Here is a 17,235-nt window from a genome sequence, read left to right on the forward strand (position 1 = left end):
CACTGCTCTACCAACTCCTTCTGGGCTTCGATGAACTAAAGCAACTCGCTGTCGAATTTCGCATAACTCTTTGTTTACCAAGGAGTTTTCCGTTTCGACTGCGCCGGAAGTGGGGCGAATTATAGACTTCCAGAATCTGCCGTCAACCCTTAATTTTGCTTTTTATATCAATTAGTTAGGATTGATCAAAAAACCACCAAAAAGGCCACGATAACGCCCTCTATATAAAGGGGAAGACTCAGATAACACCCAGCCCCCTCAGGGCAGCCACGTTGGCCACACCCAATCCCAGCACATCCTGCAGCACTTTCGCCGTATGCTCCCCTAATAGAGGAGGCGCACTCCGGTACTCCACAGGGGTCTTGGACAACCGTATCGGACTGGCAACCTGAGGCACCATCCCCGCCAGCGCATGGGGCAACGCCATCGCCAACCCGCGCGCTTTGACCTGTGGATCGGCAAACACTTGAGCCAGGTCATTAATAGGCCCGCAAGGCACACCGACCCGCCCCAACTGTGACACCCACTCAGCCGTCGTCTTAAACACCGTAGCTTGGCGAATCAACGGAATCAGCTCTGCGCGATTGGCCACTCGCACCTTATTAGTAGAGAAACGCGGATCATCCGCCCACTGAGACTGCCCAGCCACCTCAGCAAACTTACGAAACTGTCCGTCATTACCCACCGTCAGGATGAAGTCACCATCGGCCGTGGGAAAGTCCTGATAAGGCACAATATTCGGGTGAGCATTGCCCAAGCGCTTAGGCGCCTCCCCTGTTGTCAGGTAATTCATCGCCTGGTTAGCCAGGCAAGCCACCTGCACATCCAGTAACGCCATATCAATATGCTGCCCGCCACCGTCATGGTCCCGATGAGCCAGCGCCGCCAGTATCGCTACGGTCGAGTAAAGCCCCGTAAGAATGTCAGTCAGGGCCACGCCAACCTTCACCGGCCCAGCCCCGTCATCACCCTCGGGCCTGCCCGTCAGACTCATAAGCCCGCCCAGCCCCTGGATCATGAAGTCATAGCCAGCACGCGCCGCATAAGGCCCCGTCTGACCAAAGCCGGTAATCGAGCAGTAGATCAACTCCGGATTGATCTCCTTGAGCGACTCATAATCCAGCCCATACGCCGCAAGACCACCCACCTTGAAGTTCTCGATGAGGATGTCCGACTTGGCCGCCAAGTCGCGCACCAGTGCCTGCCCCTCCGGCCGCGTGAAGTCGATAGTCACGGACTGCTTATTGCGATTGGCCGACAGGTAATACGCCGCCTCACTGGTGTTCTCGCCATAGGCATCTTTAAGGAAGGGCGGCCCCCACGCACGCGTGTCGTCGCCATTGCCCGGCCGCTCGACCTTAATTACCTCTGCCCCAAGGTCCGCCAGGATTTGCCCGGACCAGGGCCCCGCCAGTACTCGCGATAAATCCAGTACCCGCAAATGCGAAAGCGCGCCCATGCCGTACTCCCGTTAATAGAAAGCCTGAAGACCGGTTTGCGCACGCCCTAAGATCAGTGCATGCACGTCATGAGTGCCTTCATAGGTGTTCACCACCTCGAGGTTGACCAAATGGCGCGCCACCCCGAACTCATCGGAAATACCGTTGCCACCCAACATATCCCGCGCCATACGCGCGATATCCAGCGACTTGCCACACGAGTTGCGCTTCATGATCGAAGTAATCTCCACCGCTGCAGTGCCTTCATCCTTCATACGACCCAAGCGCAGGCAGCCTTGCAGGGCCAGAGTGATCTCGGTCTGCATATCGGCCAGTTTCTTCTGGATCAATTGAGTCGCCGCCAATGGACGACCGAATTGCTGACGATCCAGAGTGTATTGGCGAGCGGTGTGCCAGCAGAACTCTGCGGCGCCCAAAGCCCCCCAAGAGATGCCATAGCGGGCAGAGTTAAGGCAGGTGAAAGGCCCTTTCAAACCACGCACATCCGGAAAAATGTTCTCTTCGGGCACGAATACGTTCTCCATGACGATTTCACCCGTAATGGAGGCGCGCAACCCGACCTTGCCGTGAATCGCCGGGGCGCTCAGACCTTTCCAGCCTTTCTCCAGGACAAAACCACGGATATCACCGGCATCGTCCTTGCCCCAGACCACAAATACATCCGCGATCGGGCTATTGGTGATCCACATCTTCGCGCCGGTCAGGCTGTAGCCGCCGTCTACCTTACGAGCACGGGTAATCATCGCGCCCGGGTCGGAACCATGGTCGGGCTCTGTCAGGCCAAAACAGCCGATCCATTCGCCAGAGGCCAACTTCGGCAGGTACTTCTGTTTCTGCGCCTCAGTGCCAAACTCGTTGATAGGCACCATCACCAGTGACGACTGCACACTCATCATCGAACGGTAGCCCGAGTCGACACGCTCCACCTCACGCGCAATCAACCCATAGCAGACATAGTTCAAACCGCTGCCACCGTACTGCTCGGGAATCATCGCACCGAGCAGCCCGGTCTCACCCATCTCGCGAAAAATCGCCGGGTCGGTCTTTTCATGGCGAAAGGCTTCGAGCACACGCGGTGCCAACTTGTCCTGGGCGAATTGCTCAGCACTGTCGCGCACCATGCGCTCTTCTTCGGTGAGCTGTTGATCCAGCAGCAGCGGATCGATCCAGTTGAAGCTTGCCTTACCAGCCATGAATAAGTCCTCGCGGAGAAAATCGGAAATCGTGGAATGAGCCTAGGCCCCCCAGACGCACAGGGCAAACGAGGTTTCCGCATAGGGTTGTGCTAATTTGTCACTTCGTAACGGCCAAGAAAGACCCATCAGCGCTTTATGAGTGAGGACAAGGTATATGCGCAGGAAAATTCCCAGCACCACCGCCCTGGTCAGTTTTGAAGCAGCAGCCCGCCACGAAAGCTTCACCAAGGCCGCGCACGAGCTTTCGATCACTCAAGGCGCCATCTGTCGACAGATTGCCAGCCTTGAGGAGTTTTTGAGTGTCGAGCTGTTTCGGCGCTCACGGCGCGGGGTCAAGCTGACGGAAGCAGGGCTTTCCTACAGCCGTCGCGTTGCCACACAGTTGGACGCAGTGGAGCGCGATACGCTTTCGGTAATGGGACAGCAGGGCGCCAACGTCATTGAGCTGGCCGTGGTCCCGACGTTTGGCACTCAATGGTTAATACCTCGCCTAAAGGACTTTCAACGCCAGCACCCTGAAGCCACCGTCAACCTGACCAACCGCACGCGCCCCTTTCTGTTTGCCGATACCGAATTCGACGCCGCCATCTACTTCGGCGATGCCGACTGGTCCGGCACTGAATCCCATCGACTGATGGGTGAGAACCCTGTCCCCGTGTGCAGCCCACGACTTTTGGCTAGCCGCACGCTGCTCAGCGCTCAGGAGATTGCAGAGCTGCCGCTCCTGCAGCAGACCACTCGACCCTACGCGTGGCGCCAGTGGTTCAGCGCCCAACAACTGAACATCCCCCGCGACATGACAGGCCCCCGCTACGAGCTATTCTCGATGTTGTCCCAGGCAGCCATGCACGACATGGGAATCGCGCTGATCCCGCCGTTCCTCATCCAGCGCGAGCTGGAGGAGGGCCAACTGGTAATTGCAAACCCCCAGACACTGACCAGCTCAAAGGCTTACTACCTGATGATTCCTGAGAGAAAAGTAGAATCTGCCTCACTGCACGCATTCAGAGACTGGTTGATCGACCAATCACAGCGCTACAGCCCCAATATATAAAGGCTAAAACCGAATTACTGACTTTGTAGTCAATTAATTTTTAAACCTACAGATATACATATATGTCGCATTTCAACAGACTGTATCTGTCAATCAAAAATCAGGCTAAAAGCCATGACCTACATGGCTTGTAGCGACTATTACAAGCCAATAACCGACTATTCACACGAACCATTGCAAAATACCGCAAAAACGCCTGAAACGCTTTAACCCCATGTATTAGAAGCGTTTATTTCGCCTTGTTGCGACAATCAGTCACAGGGTGACTTGTAGTTAATTTTTCGTCACGCGTCATAATCCCTTGAAGGCCGTAAAGTTCGCCTGCAAAATGCCGCGCCCCGCTGTCATTTCAGCGGGATCGTGCTGATCGGCCGCCCCAGCTGCGCCACTCGCGGTGCACTGGCCTTTTTACAAAAAGATCAAAAGCAAAAAGATCATGCAGGAGATTTGACGTGCACATTGGTGTTCCTCTCGAAACCCAGACCGGTGAAACGCGGGTGGCTGCCACCCCGGAAACCATCAAGAAGCTGATCGGCCAGGGCCATAAGGTCACTGTACAAAGCGGAGCAGGCATTAACGCCAGCGTCCCCGACAGTGCCTATGAAACGGCAGGCGCAACCATTGGCGACGCCAGCGATGCGTTTGGCGCGGCGCTTATTCTCAAGGTGGTTGCCCCCAGCGACAGCGAACTTGCGCTGATCAAAAGCGGCACCGTGTTGGTGGGCATGCTCAATCCGTTCAGCAACGAAACTATCGCCAAACTTGCCGAACGCGGCATCATCGCCTTCGCACTCGAAGCCGCGCCGCGCACCTCGCGGGCCCAGAGCCTAGACGTGCTGTCTTCCCAGGCCAACATCGCCGGCTATAAAGCTGTGCTGCTCGCCGCTCATCACTATCCTCGCTTCATGCCGATGCTGATGACCGCCGCAGGCACCGTGAAAGCGGCGCGCGTGCTGATACTCGGTGCTGGCGTGGCAGGCTTGCAGGCCATCGCCACGGCGAAACGCCTGGGTGCGGTGATCGAAGCGTCTGACGTACGCCCGGCCGTGAAGGAGCAGATTGAGTCCCTCGGCGCGAAGTTCGTCGATGTGCCCTACGAAACCGATGAAGAGCGCGAATGCGCCGTCGGTGTCGGTGGTTACGCCCGTCCAATGCCGGCCAGCTGGATGCAGCGTCAGGCCCTAGCCGTGCACGAGCGCGCCAAGCAGGCCGACATCGTCATCACCACTGCGTTGATTCCTGGCCGCAAGGCACCGACGCTGCTGAGCGCAGAGACCGTCGCGCAAATGAAGCCTGGCTCTGTGGTCATCGACCTCGCCGCCGCCCAGGGCGGCAACTGCCCGCTGACCATCGCCGATCAAGTGGTGGTGGAGAACGGCGTGATCATTTGCGGCCCGACTAATCTGGCCGGTGCCGTAGCCGCCGATGCGTCTGCTTTATATGCACGCAACCTGCTGGACTTCCTGAAGCTGGTCTTCAACAAGGAAGGGCAGTTTGAACTCAACCTCGAAGACGACATCGTCGCCGCGTGCCTGATGTGCCGCGACGGCCAAGTCATCCGCAAAAACGCCTAAGCAGGGATTCAGACGATGGAAGAGCTTATCTCCCCCGGTATCTACAACCTGATCATCTTTGTGCTGGCGATTTATGTCGGTTACCACGTGGTCTGGAACGTTACCCCCGCGCTGCACACGCCTTTGATGGCGGTGACCAACGCCATTTCCGCAATCGTGATCGTCGGCGCCATGCTGGCCGCTGCGCTAACCGTGACACCGCTGGGCAAGACCATGGGCACCCTGGCGGTGGCCCTTGCGGCGGTAAACGTGTTTGGCGGCTTCCTGGTGACCCGCAGGATGCTTGAGATGTTCAAGAAGAAAGCCCCGAAAGTAAAAGAAGAGGCGCCATCGTCATGAGCATGAATCTCGTCACGACGCTCTACTTGATCGCGTCGATCTGCTTTATCCAAGCTTTAAAAGGGCTATCCCATCCAACCACATCCCGACGCGGCAACCTGTTCGGCATGCTCGGCATGGCGCTGGCGGTATTCACCACGGTAGGCCTCATCTATAAGCTCGGCGCTGAACTTGCTACTGCCGGCATCGGCTACGTGATTGTCGGCTTGTTGATCGGCGGCACTGCCGGCTCGATCATGGCCAAGCGCGTTGAGATGACCAAGATGCCGGAGCTGGTCGCGTTCATGCACAGCATGATCGGCCTGGCAGCGGTGTTCATCGCGATTGCTGCGGTGGTTGAGCCGCAATCCCTGGGTATCGTCAAACACCTGGGTGACGCGATTCCTGTCGGTAACCGCCTGGAGCTGTTTCTCGGTGCCGCCATCGGTGCCATCACCTTTTCCGGCTCAGTGATCGCGTTTGGCAAGCTGTCGGGTAAGTACACGTTCCGCCTGTTCCAGGGCGCCCCCGTACAGTTCGGCGGTCAGCACAAGCTTAACCTGGTGCTCGGCCTCGCAACGCTGGGCCTGGGCATGGCGTTCATGTTCACCGGCAACCTCACCGCGTTCTCGCTGATGCTGGCCCTGGCCTTCGTGCTTGGCGTGCTGATCATCATCCCAATCGGCGGCGCCGACATGCCGGTGGTGGTGTCGATGCTCAACAGTTACTCCGGCTGGGCGGCGGCGGGTATTGGCTTCTCGCTGAATAACTCGATGCTGATCATCGCCGGATCCCTGGTGGGCTCGAGCGGCGCAATCCTGTCGTACATCATGTGCAAGGCGATGAACCGCTCCTTCTTTAATGTACTGCTCGGCGGTTTCGGCAATGCGCCGGATGCCGGCGCGGCGGCGGGCTCTAAAGAAGCACGCCCGGTGAAGTCCGGCTCGGCCGACGACGCGACCTTCCTGCTGACCAACGCCGACACCGTGATCATCGTGCCAGGCTATGGCCTTGCAGTGGCTCGGGCGCAACACGCGCTCAAGGAACTGACGGAGAAGCTGACTCACCGAGGCGTCACCGTGAAGTACGCGATCCACCCGGTGGCGGGGCGCATGCCAGGCCACATGAACGTACTGCTGGCCGAAGCAGAAGTGCCTTACGACCAAGTGTTTGAAATGGAAGACATCAACTCCGAGTTCGGCCAGGCCGACGTGGTGCTGGTGCTGGGCGCAAACGACGTGGTCAACCCGGCCGCCAAGAATGACCCGAACTCGCCGATTGCCGGCATGCCCATTCTCGAAGCCTTCAAGGCCAAGACCATCATCGTCAATAAGCGCTCAATGGCCAGCGGTTATGCCGGCCTGGATAACGAGCTGTTCTACCTGGACAAGACCATGATGGTCTTCGGCGACGCCAAGAAGGTCATCGAAGACATGGTCAAAGCCGTCGAGTAACACTGCTTCAGCGCAACACTCGAAACCCCGGCCTGCTGTAGGCTGGGGTTTTTTATGACTGCATGAAACCCGACCAAAGGCTCTAAATCGCTGCCCGGCATTCGACCATGGTAGCGGGCCGAATTTTTTTGAAATCACTAAACTGCGCACCTTGCCTCCGTAGCCCGAGATAACAATCCATGTACCGTGATCGTATCCGCTTGCCTTCGTTGTTGAACAAGGTCATGAGCGCGGCAGATGCCGCCGCACTGATCGAGGACGGCATGACCGTCGGCATGAGCGGCTTCACCCGTGCCGGTGAAGCCAAGGCCGTCCCGCATGCCCTGGCCGAACGCGCCAAGACTTCCCCACTGAAGATCACCCTGATGACCGGCGCGAGCCTGGGCAATGACCTGGATAAACAACTGACCGAAGCCGGCGTACTGTCACGACGCATGCCATTCCAAGTCGACAGCACCTTGCGCAAGGCGATCAACGCCGGCGAAGTGATGTTTATCGATCAGCACTTGTCGGAAACCGTCGAGCAACTGCGCAACAACCAGCTCAAGCTGCCGGACATCGCCGTGATCGAAGCCGTCGCCATCACCGAGCAAGGGCACATCGTGCCCACCACCTCCGTGGGTAACTCGGCCAGCTTCGCCATTTTTGCCAAGCAGGTGATCATCGAGATTAACATGGCGCACAACCCGAATCTGGAAGGGTTGCACGACATCTATATCCCCACTTATCGGCCAACACGTACGCCAATCCCACTGGTCAAAGTTGACGATCGCATTGGCAGCACCGCGATCCCGATTCCACCGGAAAAGATCGTCGCCATCGTTATCACCAACCAGGCCGACTCTGCCTCTACCGTGACGCCGCCTGACAGCGACACCCAGGGCATCGCCAATCACCTGATCAACTTCCTCAAGCAGGAGGTCGACGCTGGCCGCATGACCAACAAGCTCGGCCCGCTGCAGGCCGGGATAGGTAACATTGCCAACGCAGTGATGTGTGGGCTGATCGATTCGCCATTCGAAGACCTGACCATGTATTCGGAAGTGTTGCAGGACTCGACCTTCGACCTCATCGACGCAGGCAAGCTGAGCTTCGCTTCGGGCAGCTCGATCACCTTGTCAGAACGGCGCAATGCCGATGTGTTCGGCAACCTCGAACACTATAAGGACAAGCTGGTATTGCGCCCGCAGGAGATCTCCAACCACCCTGAAGTGGTGCGTCGCCTTGGCATCATCGGCATCAATACCGCGCTGGAGTTCGACATCTACGGCAACGTCAACTCCACTCATATCTGCGGCACCCGGATGATGAACGGCATTGGCGGCTCCGGCGATTTCGCGCGCAACGCGCACTTGGCGATCTTCGTCACCAAGTCGATTGCCAAAGGCGGTGCGATTTCCAGTGTGGTGCCAATGGTCAGCCATGTGGACCACACCGAGCATGATGTCGACATCCTGGTAACAGAAGTCGGATTGGCCGACCTGCGCGGCCTGGCGCCGAGGGAGCGGGCACGGGTGATCATCGACAACTGTGTGCACCCGGCCTACCGCGATGCGCTAAACACTTACTTCAATGCTGCTTGCGCCCTCGGTGGGCATACCCCGCACATCCTGCGCGAAGCACTGAGCTGGCACATTAACCTCGAAGAAACGGGGCACATGCTCAACGCGTGATTGATACAGATTCGAGCTGATGCAAATACAGTTTCATCAGCTCGGCACCTTCCTTTCGATTTTATGAAAAAACTGTACTGCTGTACTGGTCATTTCCTACCCTGATATTCCACACACCTCACTGAAAATGCCTATTTCGCACCCATTTAGTGCGGACAGGTACAGTTGCCCCTTTTTCGTACAGTACAGCACCCTTAAACAGTTAACTGCCCTCTCACAATACAACTGAACTGTATCTAGAGAGTCTTGCGTCGGAAGAGGATCATTGGCATCAGTTAAACCACTACCTAATCCCGCCACAAGCGGAAGGATGTCATCATGGAACGTACACTCAGTTCCGATCTGTTCTCTGAAAAAGCTGTAAACAACCAAGCCGCCATGCCTCTGCGCGTTCTGGCCAACCTGATGTTGTGGCAGCGCCGCATCTCCAGCCGTCACCAACTGGCTCGCCTGGATTCGCGTCTGCTGGCTGACGCAGGTATCAGCGAAGCTCAACGTTACGAAGAGCTGAGCAAGCCGTTCTGGCGCTAACTTAGCGCTCGCTGGCCCTGACCCACCGGGTCCACTGCCAGCACTGATTCTTCAAAATAAAGCCCGCCCCGGGAAACCGGAGGCGGGCTTTGTTGTTTCCGGGAGGGTGGTTTTGAACGGGAAAACAGAAGCCTTTCATACCGATAGGTACAGTTTAAAAAATATACCAGTTAAGCAGTACAATTTAGCCTTGGTGTATCTGTACCGGTCGCAACGACTTGCCCAACATGGTGTTTCAAGACCTCATGAAAAGTAACCGCCATGGATAAGCCATCCCCTCTTTATAAGCGGCTCTTGCACCAGACAACCTCCATCCTCTCTAAATGGATGCGCCGCACCTACGAACGACGCCAGCTGTCGCGGCTTGATGGTCGGGAGCTGTCGGATCTCGGTATCAGCCATGGCGACCAAATGGCTGAGCTGTCCAAGCCATTCTGGCGTGACTAGGCAGTCAAGGCGCTTCCCGAACGCATAAGTGTCGGCTTAATATCCACTCAATACGTGGCGAACCGCCTAGCACGGGCGTCTGATCCAGAATGGTTGCCCTGCGCCACCTCATCCGTTCATCTACAGGAGTCACCCCATGTCCCGTCTTCGCCTGCTGAGTGCTGCTGCCCTGTTGGCCCTGGCTGCCAATGCCAATGCCACCAGCTTCATCGTGACCACCGACTCCATCGTCGGCGCGCTGAAGGCCACTTCCGACGCCAGCTCCGATGCCACTTCGTCCCTGCGTGACAATAAGGTCGTGCGCGCCGCTCGTGACGACGCCGCCAGCTTTGTCGCCAGCGAAGGCGCCATTCGTGGGGTAAAACTGGAAAGCGCCCTGGCGCAGATTCGCCAACAGGCTCCGCAACTGAACACCGCGACTGACGCCCAACTGGCCCAGGCCATCCTGTCTATCTGACGACAGGACGGATGCCTGGGCGCTGGCTCTCGCCTGGGCATTGCGCTAGCCTTGACGCTCACTTTCAGTAGTCGAGTCCCATGGCTTTTTCATACCGCCTTTTAATAGTCCCTTTGATATTTTCCGCCGGCTGGTCGCCACTGTCTTCGGCCTTTGACCTGACCACTCAGAGCACCGTCGCCAGCGCGTACGCCACCAGCAAAGTGACCTCTGCACCCTTCGACAAAAAAGTGATAATGGCCGCCCAGGACGACGCTGCCGCGTTTATTGCCACAGACGGCCAATGGCGGGGTGCACGGCTGGAGTCGGCGCTGGATTACCTGCGCCGTAACCAACCAAAACTTAACGCCAGCGACCTTGAACTGGCGCAAGCAATTCTCGTCCAATAATCATCTTTGTATTTCCATCTTTGTATTTGGAGTTATTCCATGCGTAGTCCGCTGATCGCCGCCACCCTTGGCCTGCTGTTGTTGGCCGACGTTGCCCAGGCGCATACCCTGGTTGCCACCAGTAACATCATTGTTCGCGCCTCTGGCCGCACTATTGATTTCACCTCGGACACCACCACCTCCATCCGCGATTCCAAAGTGGTGCGCGAAGCCCACGATGACGCCGCCAGTTTCGTGGCTACCAACGGCGAGATCCGTGGCGCGCGATTGGAAGCCGCCTTCGACACCCTGCGCACACGCTTGCCCGAAGCCCGTGACGCCAGTGACCAGACGCTTGCTGAAGCTATCCTCGCACTGTGAGGCGAATCGCCGCCTGGTTCCTGGCCGGGGCTGTGCTGCTGTGTGCCAGCGCGGCCCAGGCCAGCCTGCAACTGCGGCTCAAGACCGAGGGCTTGAGCCCCGCTGAACAAGAGGCCAGCCAGGCATTGCTCGACGAAGCGATGCGCTCTTTGCCGCCGCGCTTTATCAAGCAGTTGGACCGTCGCATCGATGTTGGCTGGACCGACAAGATGCCCGAAAACGCCTATGGCCAAGCCTCCCTGGTGTCCGAACTGGACCTCAACCGCAACCTGCTCGCCAGCCTCACAGACGGCAGCGCCGCCACCCAAAAAACCAATCGCCCCCACGGCACTGTGCGCCGGGAAATGCTCGCCACCGTGCTGCATGAACTGACCCACATCTATGACCGTGCGCGCCTGTGGTCCAAAGAAGACCGTGCGCTGATCAATCGTTGCAGCCGCCAGAACAACCTCACCGGCCTCATCGGTCTGCCTGATCAATGCCGTGGCCAGAATGGCCGACGCTTTACCCTCAGCGATGACCCACGCCTGCTGGACCTTGCCGGCTGGCCGCAATACGTTGGCCGTCGCGGCGAGCGTGAGCAGAACAATCACCAGGTCGCCCGCAGCCCGGACATCTACGAAACCACCAGCCCGCTGGAATTTGTGGCCGTCAATATGGAGTACTTCCTCCTTGACCCGAGCTACGCCTGCCGCCGCCCCTCACTGTTCCGCTATTACAAGGAACACTTCGGCTGGGCCCCGCCCGAACAAGACACCTGCGCCAAGAGCTACGCATTCCTGAACGCCGGCAACGACTTCGCCAAGACACCGCTGGGCCATGTCGACCCGGAGCGCGTGTACGAAATTGACTACCTGCTGGCCGAGGCCAACCAGAACCTGGTCAGTCGCTGGGGTCACAGCATGCTGCGCCTGGTGATTTGCGCGCCGGGGCGCCCGCGAGGGCCGGATTGTCGGCTAGACCTGGACCAGCATCTGGTGTTGTCCTACCGCGCTTTTGTCGGTGACGTACAGTTGTCGAGCTGGGATGGCCTGGTCGGCAAGTACCCATCGCGACTGTTTGTACTGCCGCTGGCACAAGTGATCGACGAGTACACCAAGACCGAGTTGCGCGGCTTGGCCTCTGTACCGTTGAAACTGACCCGCCAGGAAATCAACGACACTGTCGAACATGCCGCCGAAATGCACTGGAGCTATGACGGCAACTACTTCTTCATTTCCAACAACTGCGCAGTGGAAAGCCTCAAGCTGTTACGCAGCGGCAGCGCCAACCCACAACTGACCGGCCTGGATAACATCACCCCCAATGGTTTGCTGGAGGTCCTGAGCGCCCGCGGCCTGGCCGACACAACTGTACTGGACGACAAGCGCAAGGCCCTGCGCCTGGGCTATCACTTCGACTCGTTCCGCGAGCGTTACCAAGCAATGTTCGATGTGCTGCGCAAACACCTGCCGATCAAACAAACCCAGGTCGAAGATTGGCTGTCTCTCAGCGCAGAGGAACGTCGCCAGTGGTTCGGCCAGGCCGACCTGCGCACCAGCGCCGCGTTGTTGCTGCTGGAGCAGGCGAGCTTTCGTAAACAGTTGATGCTGGCCCAGGACGAGGTCAAACAACGCTACCTCGGCGCTCGCGAGCTGAAAAACGGTGGCATGGAGAAAGCCAACGCCACGTTGCAACAGATCCTCGCCAACAGCGGCTTCCTCAGCCGCCCGGCGGAGTTGCTGGGCAGCGGTGGCTACGGCCTGCCGCAACCGTCGGAATCCAAGCGTCTGGAATCGGAAAGTGCCGAGCGCCAGAAGCAACTGCAATCGCTGACCGGAGAATTGGATAAAGAGGTGAGGGCGCTGCTGGAGCCTTCCCGCTCCGCCGAAATTGCTGCGTGCGAAGCCAACCTCAAGCAGGTGGGCGAGCATTTGCGGGCATTGCATAAAGCGGCGGGCGGCTTGGAGCTGCCCTGAAAAACTCGCGGTAAACACCTTTCAAATGTGGGAGCTGGCTTGCCTGCTCGCACATTTGATCTGTGTAAACCTGAAGACCGTATGCCTGGCCTCCATCACCTGTTTTGTCAGCGAAAGCTGGCTGAAAGCTTTCGCGACTAGGATCACCTCCAACTGCCGGCAACAGACCGGCTGTACACAACAACAATGGTGATTCCCGATGCCCGCCCGTACCCGCCTGTTCGCCCCAACTCCACCCGTACGCCTAGTGCCTTTCGTTCTGCGCTGACCCCCGCCGGTTCGCCATTCCCTAGCCGCGCTACGCCTGGAGTATTCCTATGCTGACTTTCCTTGGCTTTGCCATGGTCATCACGTTCATGTTCCTGATCATGACCAAGCGCCTGTCGGCGCTGATCGCGTTGATCATCGTGCCAATCCTGTTCGCGCTGTTCGGCGGCTTCGCACCGAAGATCGGCCCGATGATGCTCGAAGGCATCACCAAGCTCGCGCCGACCGGCGTGATGCTGATGTTTGCCATCCTCTACTTTGCCCTGATGATCGACTCCGGCCTGTTCGACCCGGCCGTGCGCAAGATCCTCAAGATGGTCAAGGGTGATCCGCTCAAAGTCTCCGTCGGCACCGCTGTGTTAGCCCTGGTCGTGTCGCTTGACGGTGACGGCGCCACCACCTACATGATCTGCGTGGCCGCCATGTTACCGCTGTACCAGCGCATCGGCATGAGCCCGCGGATCATGGCCGGGTTGATTATTCTCGCCGGTGGCGTGATGAACATGACCCCCTGGGGTGGCCCAACCGCCCGTGCCGCCAGTGCGCTGCACGTGGACCCCTCGGATATTTTCGTGCCGATGATCCCGGCCATGGCCGCCGGCGTGGTCGCGATCCTGGTGATCGCCTACATGTACGGCAAGCGCGAACGTGCGCGCTTGGGTGAACTGCACCTGCAAGGTGACGAGATCGACCACAGTGAAATCAGCGTGTCGCAATTCCCGGATGCCCGCCGTCCGAAGCTGATCTGGTTCAACGGCGCGCTCACCCTGGCGCTGATGTGCACCCTGATCGCCGGTCTGTTGCCACTGCCGGTGCTGTTCATGGTGGCGTTCAGTATCGCGATGATCGTCAACTACCCGTGCCTGCAACAGCAGAAAGACCGCGTCGCCGCCCACGCCGGCAGCGTATTGGCGGTGGTGGGACTGATCTTCGCCGCCGGTATCTTCACCGGCATTCTTTCCGGTACCGGCATGGTCGACGCCATGTCCAAGAGCCTGCTGGCGGTCATCCCGGAAGCGATGGGCCCGTACATGGCGGTAATCACCGCGCTGGTCAGCATGCCGTTCACCTTCTTCATGTCCAACGACGCGTTCTACTATGGCGTACTGCCAGTGCTCGCCGAAGCCGCCAGCCACTATGGCATCACCGCCGTCGAAATGGCCCGCGCGTCTATTGTCGGCCAGCCTGTGCACTTGCTCAGCCCGCTGGTACCTTCGACCTACTTGCTGGTAGCCCTGGCCGGTATCGAATTTGGCGATCACCAGCGCTTCACGCTGAAGTGGGCAGTGCTGGTGTGCCTGTGCATAATGTTCGCCGCATTGCTGATGGGGATTTTTCCGCTGTTCAGCACTCTATAATCGTACCGACTCACCCACCGCGCGGCGCTGCAGCTTGCGCGGTCTAGCACTTGCTCAAAGGAATACACATGGAATGGCTGACCAATCCGGAAATCTGGATTGCCTTCTTCACCCTGACGGCCCTCGAGATCGTTCTGGGTATCGATAACATCATCATGATTTCGATCCTGGTCAGCCGCATGCCCAAGGATATGCAGGCGCGCACCCGGATCTTCGGCCTGGCGCTGGCCATGGTCACGCGCATTCTGTTGCTGCTGTCGATCACGTGGGTCATGCAACTGACCAACGACCTGTTCGTGGTCTTCGGCCAGGGCATCTCCGGTCGAGACCTGATCCTGTTCTTCGGTGGCCTATTCCTGCTGTGGAAAAGCTCCCAGGAGATGTACCACGCGCTGGAAGGTGAAGACGAAACCCACGAAGAACCGGGCGGCAAAGGTGGCAAGTTCATCTACACCATCATCCAGATCGCGATCATCGACATCGTGTTCTCCCTGGACTCGGTGATCACCGCTGTCGGCATGGTTTCCCATGTGCCGGTCATGGTTGCGGCGATTGTCGTGGCAGTGCTGGTGATGATGCTGGCGGCCGGCACCATCAGCGAATTCATCGACAAGCACCCGTCACTGAAGATGCTCGCGCTGTCGTTCCTGCTGGTCGTGGGTACCGTGCTGATCGCCGAATCGTTCGATGTGCACGTGCCAAAAGGCTACGTCTACTTCGCCATGGCGTTCTCGCTGGCGGTGGAAGCGGTGAACATCAAGATGCGTACCGCCATCGCGAAAAAGCGCAAACAGCAGGATCCGGTGAAACTGCGCAAAGATATTCCGGGTCAATAAAACTGAATCGCTGCTGAAAAAGGGGCTTTCGAGCCCTTTTTTCTCGTCTGCAAAAAGCTGATTTCATGACAGTTTTGTTTCAATCCCCACTTTAGCTATGCGATGCTGGCGCAGAGCCCATTCGCCAACTACAGCTTAATTACAAGACGTAAAACGGCAGCGGCAATTCTCATTTGCGTCGATTGGCGCACACCCACACGGGGGGCCGAGCATGCTGACCTTGCTCAATCTGCTTTCCGCCGTGACCCTGCTTATCTGGGGCACGCACATCGTCCGGACCGGCATCCTGCGGGTCTACGGCTCCAACTTGCGCCAAGTCATCGGGCAGAATATGTCCAAGCGCTGGCTGGCATTTGTCGCCGGTATCCTGGTGACTGCCATGGTGCAGAGCAGCAACGCCACAGCGATGCTGGTGACTTCCTTTGTTGGCCAGGGCCTCATGGGCCTGATGCCCGCCCTCGCGACCATGCTGGGTGCCGACGTCGGTACAGCATTGATGGCGCGCGTGCTGACTTTTGACTTGTCTTGGCTGTCACCGCTGCTGATCTTTCTCGGGGTGATTTTCTTCCTGTCGCGCAAACAGACGCGGGCAGGGCAGTTGGGCCGGGTCGGGATCGGTTTGGGGCTGATCATCCTCGCACTGCAACTGATCGTCGAAGCCGCCGGGCCGATCACCCACGCCCAGGGCGTGAAAGTGCTGTTCGCTTCGTTAACCGGCGACATCCTGCTCGACGCCCTGATCGGCGCCTTGTTCGCGATGATTTCCTACTCCAGCCTGGCCGCCGTCCTACTGACCGCCACCCTGGCCGGCGCCGGCGTGATCGGCCTGCACGTGGCCATCGGCCTGGTGATCGGCGCCAACATCGGCAGCGGCGTGCTGGCCTTCCTCAGCACCAGCATGCAAAACGCCGCCGGCCGCCAGGTGGCCCTGGGCAGCTTGCTATACAAATTGATCGGCCTGCTGCTGATCATCCCGGTACTCGACCCACTGGTGCTTTGGATGGATGGCCTGGACTACAGCGCCCAAGGCATGGTCATCACCTTCCATCTGCTCTACAACGTCAGTCGTTGCCTGATCCTGTTGCCCACCATCGGACCGATGGCGCGGCTGTGCGCCTGGTTGCTTCCGGAACAACAGGAGGCCAACGGCAAGGCCAAGCCACGCCACCTCGACCCAACCGCCCTCGCGACGCCCAGTCTGGCCCTGGCCAACGCCGCCCGGGAAACCCTGCGCCTGGGCGACTTGATCGACAACATGCTGACCTCGATGCAAGAAGTACTGCGCGGCAAACAGACCGCTATCACCCAGGAAATGCGCAGCCTCAGCGACGATGTCGAAGCGCTCTACAGCGCGATCAAACTCTACCTGGCGCAAATGCCCCGCGAAGACCTCAGCGAACAGGACAGCCGTCGTTGGGCCGAGATCATTGAGTTGTCGATCAACCTGAAACTGGCCGGCGACTTGATCGAACGCATGCTACGCAAAGTCCAGCAGCAGAAAACCTCCCAGCGCCGCCAATTCTCTGAAGTGGGCCTGGAAGAACTGACCGGCCTGCACGGCCAACTGATCGCCAACCTGCGCCTCGGCTTGTCGGTATTCCTCAGCGGGGACCCGGAAAGCGCTCGCCAATTGCTGCGCGAGAAGCGCCGTTTCCGCGCCCAGGAACGCCGTCTGGCCCACGCCCACGTCAGCCGCCTGCAGCACAAAATCGTACAGAGCCTGGAGACCAGTTCCCTGCATCTGGAACTGATTGCCGACATGAAACGCTTGAACTCGTTGTTTTGCAGCAGTGCTTATGTAGTGTTGGAAACGTCCGACACCGGCGCGCTCTCCGCCGAAGATATTGCCGACATCACACACTCGCCCTGAACGGATGATGGCCCGTGAAGTCAGTTAAAGCTG

The 17,235-nt window shown here is 58.5% G+C and carries 16 protein-coding genes; 14 read left to right on the forward strand and 2 right to left on the reverse strand.

Features of this window, described 5'->3' with window-relative positions; all coding sequences use genetic code 11:
* Nucleotides 1-238: 238 nt before the first annotated feature.
* Together AACY08_RS16680 and AACY08_RS16685 are read right to left on the reverse strand one after the other, a co-directional pair.
* The gene (locus AACY08_RS16680) at nt 239-1,459 is read right to left on the reverse strand and encodes a CaiB/BaiF CoA transferase family protein (RefSeq protein ID WP_339470451.1); all 1,221 of its coding nucleotides are present in this window, start codon (nt 1,457-1,459) and stop codon (nt 239-241) included.
* A gap of 12 nt (nt 1,460-1,471) precedes the next feature.
* Nucleotides 1,472-2,653, reverse strand: coding sequence for an acyl-CoA dehydrogenase (locus tag AACY08_RS16685; RefSeq protein WP_339470453.1), 1,182 nt, complete (start codon nt 2,651-2,653; stop codon nt 1,472-1,474).
* Nucleotides 2,654-2,810: 157 nt separating this feature from the next.
* Between AACY08_RS16685 and AACY08_RS16690 the strand changes: the two genes are divergently transcribed.
* The 14 genes from AACY08_RS16690 to AACY08_RS16755 all read left to right on the forward strand — a co-directional run bounded on the left by AACY08_RS16690 (nt 2,811) and on the right by AACY08_RS16755 (nt 17,202).
* On the forward strand, nt 2,811-3,710 hold the full coding sequence (locus AACY08_RS16690) for a LysR family transcriptional regulator (protein ID WP_339470454.1): 900 nt from the start codon (nt 2,811-2,813) through the stop codon (nt 3,708-3,710).
* Between the two features lie 452 nt (nt 3,711-4,162).
* The gene (locus AACY08_RS16695) at nt 4,163-5,284 is read left to right on the forward strand and encodes a Re/Si-specific NAD(P)(+) transhydrogenase subunit alpha (protein WP_339470455.1); all 1,122 of its coding nucleotides are present in this window, start codon (nt 4,163-4,165) and stop codon (nt 5,282-5,284) included.
* Between the two features lie 15 nt (nt 5,285-5,299).
* A complete protein-coding gene (locus AACY08_RS16700; protein WP_003170836.1) occupies nt 5,300-5,623 on the forward strand; it encodes an NAD(P) transhydrogenase subunit alpha in 324 nt (107 codons plus the stop codon).
* A complete protein-coding gene (locus AACY08_RS16705; protein ID WP_339470456.1) occupies nt 5,620-7,056 on the forward strand; it encodes an NAD(P)(+) transhydrogenase (Re/Si-specific) subunit beta in 1,437 nt (478 codons plus the stop codon). Before AACY08_RS16700 ends, AACY08_RS16705 begins: the two co-directional genes overlap by 4 nt.
* A gap of 179 nt (nt 7,057-7,235) precedes the next feature.
* Complete coding sequence (locus AACY08_RS16710) at nt 7,236-8,729, forward strand: acetyl-CoA hydrolase/transferase family protein (protein ID WP_339419137.1); 1,494 nt, start codon at nt 7,236-7,238, stop codon at nt 8,727-8,729.
* A gap of 318 nt (nt 8,730-9,047) precedes the next feature.
* Complete coding sequence (locus AACY08_RS16715) at nt 9,048-9,260, forward strand: DUF1127 domain-containing protein (RefSeq protein ID WP_049710714.1); 213 nt, start codon at nt 9,048-9,050, stop codon at nt 9,258-9,260.
* A gap of 261 nt (nt 9,261-9,521) precedes the next feature.
* Nucleotides 9,522-9,707 (forward strand): DUF1127 domain-containing protein, encoded by a 186-nt coding sequence (locus AACY08_RS16720; RefSeq protein ID WP_339470457.1) that lies wholly within the window; start codon nt 9,522-9,524, stop codon nt 9,705-9,707.
* Nucleotides 9,708-9,843: 136 nt separating this feature from the next.
* Entirely contained in the window at nt 9,844-10,164 is a 321-nt protein-coding gene (locus tag AACY08_RS16725; protein WP_339419142.1) for a DUF2388 domain-containing protein, read from the forward strand.
* Nucleotides 10,165-10,244: 80 nt separating this feature from the next.
* The gene (locus AACY08_RS16730) at nt 10,245-10,553 is read left to right on the forward strand and encodes a DUF2388 domain-containing protein (RefSeq protein ID WP_049710716.1); all 309 of its coding nucleotides are present in this window, start codon (nt 10,245-10,247) and stop codon (nt 10,551-10,553) included.
* 39 nt (nt 10,554-10,592) lie between these two features.
* Nucleotides 10,593-10,913: a DUF2388 domain-containing protein gene (locus AACY08_RS16735; RefSeq protein ID WP_049710717.1), complete on the forward strand. Its 321-nt coding sequence runs from the start codon at nt 10,593-10,595 to the stop codon at nt 10,911-10,913.
* Nucleotides 10,910-12,871, forward strand: coding sequence for a DUF7844 domain-containing protein (locus tag AACY08_RS16740; RefSeq protein ID WP_339470458.1), 1,962 nt, complete (start codon nt 10,910-10,912; stop codon nt 12,869-12,871). The genes AACY08_RS16735 and AACY08_RS16740 overlap by 4 nt, the downstream gene beginning before the upstream one ends.
* A 317-nt stretch (nt 12,872-13,188) precedes the next feature.
* Entirely contained in the window at nt 13,189-14,496 is a 1,308-nt protein-coding gene (locus AACY08_RS16745; RefSeq protein WP_339419150.1) for a CitMHS family transporter, read from the forward strand.
* A gap of 68 nt (nt 14,497-14,564) precedes the next feature.
* Nucleotides 14,565-15,332 (forward strand): TerC family protein, encoded by a 768-nt coding sequence (locus tag AACY08_RS16750; RefSeq protein ID WP_339470459.1) that lies wholly within the window; start codon nt 14,565-14,567, stop codon nt 15,330-15,332.
* Between the two features lie 211 nt (nt 15,333-15,543).
* Entirely contained in the window at nt 15,544-17,202 is a 1,659-nt protein-coding gene (locus tag AACY08_RS16755; RefSeq protein ID WP_339419151.1) for a Na/Pi cotransporter family protein, read from the forward strand.
* The last annotated feature ends 33 nt before the right edge of the window (nt 17,203-17,235 follow it).

Origin of the sequence: Pseudomonas sp. EL_65y_Pfl1_R83 (assembly GCF_963970695.1) — a bacterium.
Taxonomy (GTDB): Bacteria; Pseudomonadota; Gammaproteobacteria; order Pseudomonadales; family Pseudomonadaceae; genus Aquipseudomonas; species Aquipseudomonas tritici.

What these genes read in the sequence shown, in the direction of transcription:
- AACY08_RS16680 (WP_339470451.1), bottom strand. Translation starts at nt 1,459, where the DNA reads ATGGGCGCGCTTTCGCATTTGCGGGTACTGGATTTATCGCGAGTACTG.
- AACY08_RS16685 (WP_339470453.1), bottom strand. Translation starts at nt 2,653, where the DNA reads ATGGCTGGTAAGGCAAGCTTCAACTGGATCGATCCGCTGCTGCTGGAT.
- AACY08_RS16690 (WP_339470454.1), top strand. Translation starts at nt 2,811, where the DNA reads ATGCGCAGGAAAATTCCCAGCACCACCGCCCTGGTCAGTTTTGAAGCA.
- AACY08_RS16700 (WP_003170836.1), top strand. Translation starts at nt 5,300, where the DNA reads ATGGAAGAGCTTATCTCCCCCGGTATCTACAACCTGATCATCTTTGTG.
- AACY08_RS16705 (WP_339470456.1), top strand. Translation starts at nt 5,620, where the DNA reads ATGAGCATGAATCTCGTCACGACGCTCTACTTGATCGCGTCGATCTGC.
- AACY08_RS16710 (WP_339419137.1), top strand. Translation starts at nt 7,236, where the DNA reads ATGTACCGTGATCGTATCCGCTTGCCTTCGTTGTTGAACAAGGTCATG.
- AACY08_RS16715 (WP_049710714.1), top strand. Translation starts at nt 9,048, where the DNA reads ATGGAACGTACACTCAGTTCCGATCTGTTCTCTGAAAAAGCTGTAAAC.
- AACY08_RS16720 (WP_339470457.1), top strand. Translation starts at nt 9,522, where the DNA reads ATGGATAAGCCATCCCCTCTTTATAAGCGGCTCTTGCACCAGACAACC.
- AACY08_RS16725 (WP_339419142.1), top strand. Translation starts at nt 9,844, where the DNA reads ATGTCCCGTCTTCGCCTGCTGAGTGCTGCTGCCCTGTTGGCCCTGGCT.
- AACY08_RS16730 (WP_049710716.1), top strand. Translation starts at nt 10,245, where the DNA reads ATGGCTTTTTCATACCGCCTTTTAATAGTCCCTTTGATATTTTCCGCC.
- AACY08_RS16735 (WP_049710717.1), top strand. Translation starts at nt 10,593, where the DNA reads ATGCGTAGTCCGCTGATCGCCGCCACCCTTGGCCTGCTGTTGTTGGCC.
- AACY08_RS16745 (WP_339419150.1), top strand. Translation starts at nt 13,189, where the DNA reads ATGCTGACTTTCCTTGGCTTTGCCATGGTCATCACGTTCATGTTCCTG.
- AACY08_RS16750 (WP_339470459.1), top strand. Translation starts at nt 14,565, where the DNA reads ATGGAATGGCTGACCAATCCGGAAATCTGGATTGCCTTCTTCACCCTG.
- AACY08_RS16755 (WP_339419151.1), top strand. Translation starts at nt 15,544, where the DNA reads ATGCTGACCTTGCTCAATCTGCTTTCCGCCGTGACCCTGCTTATCTGG.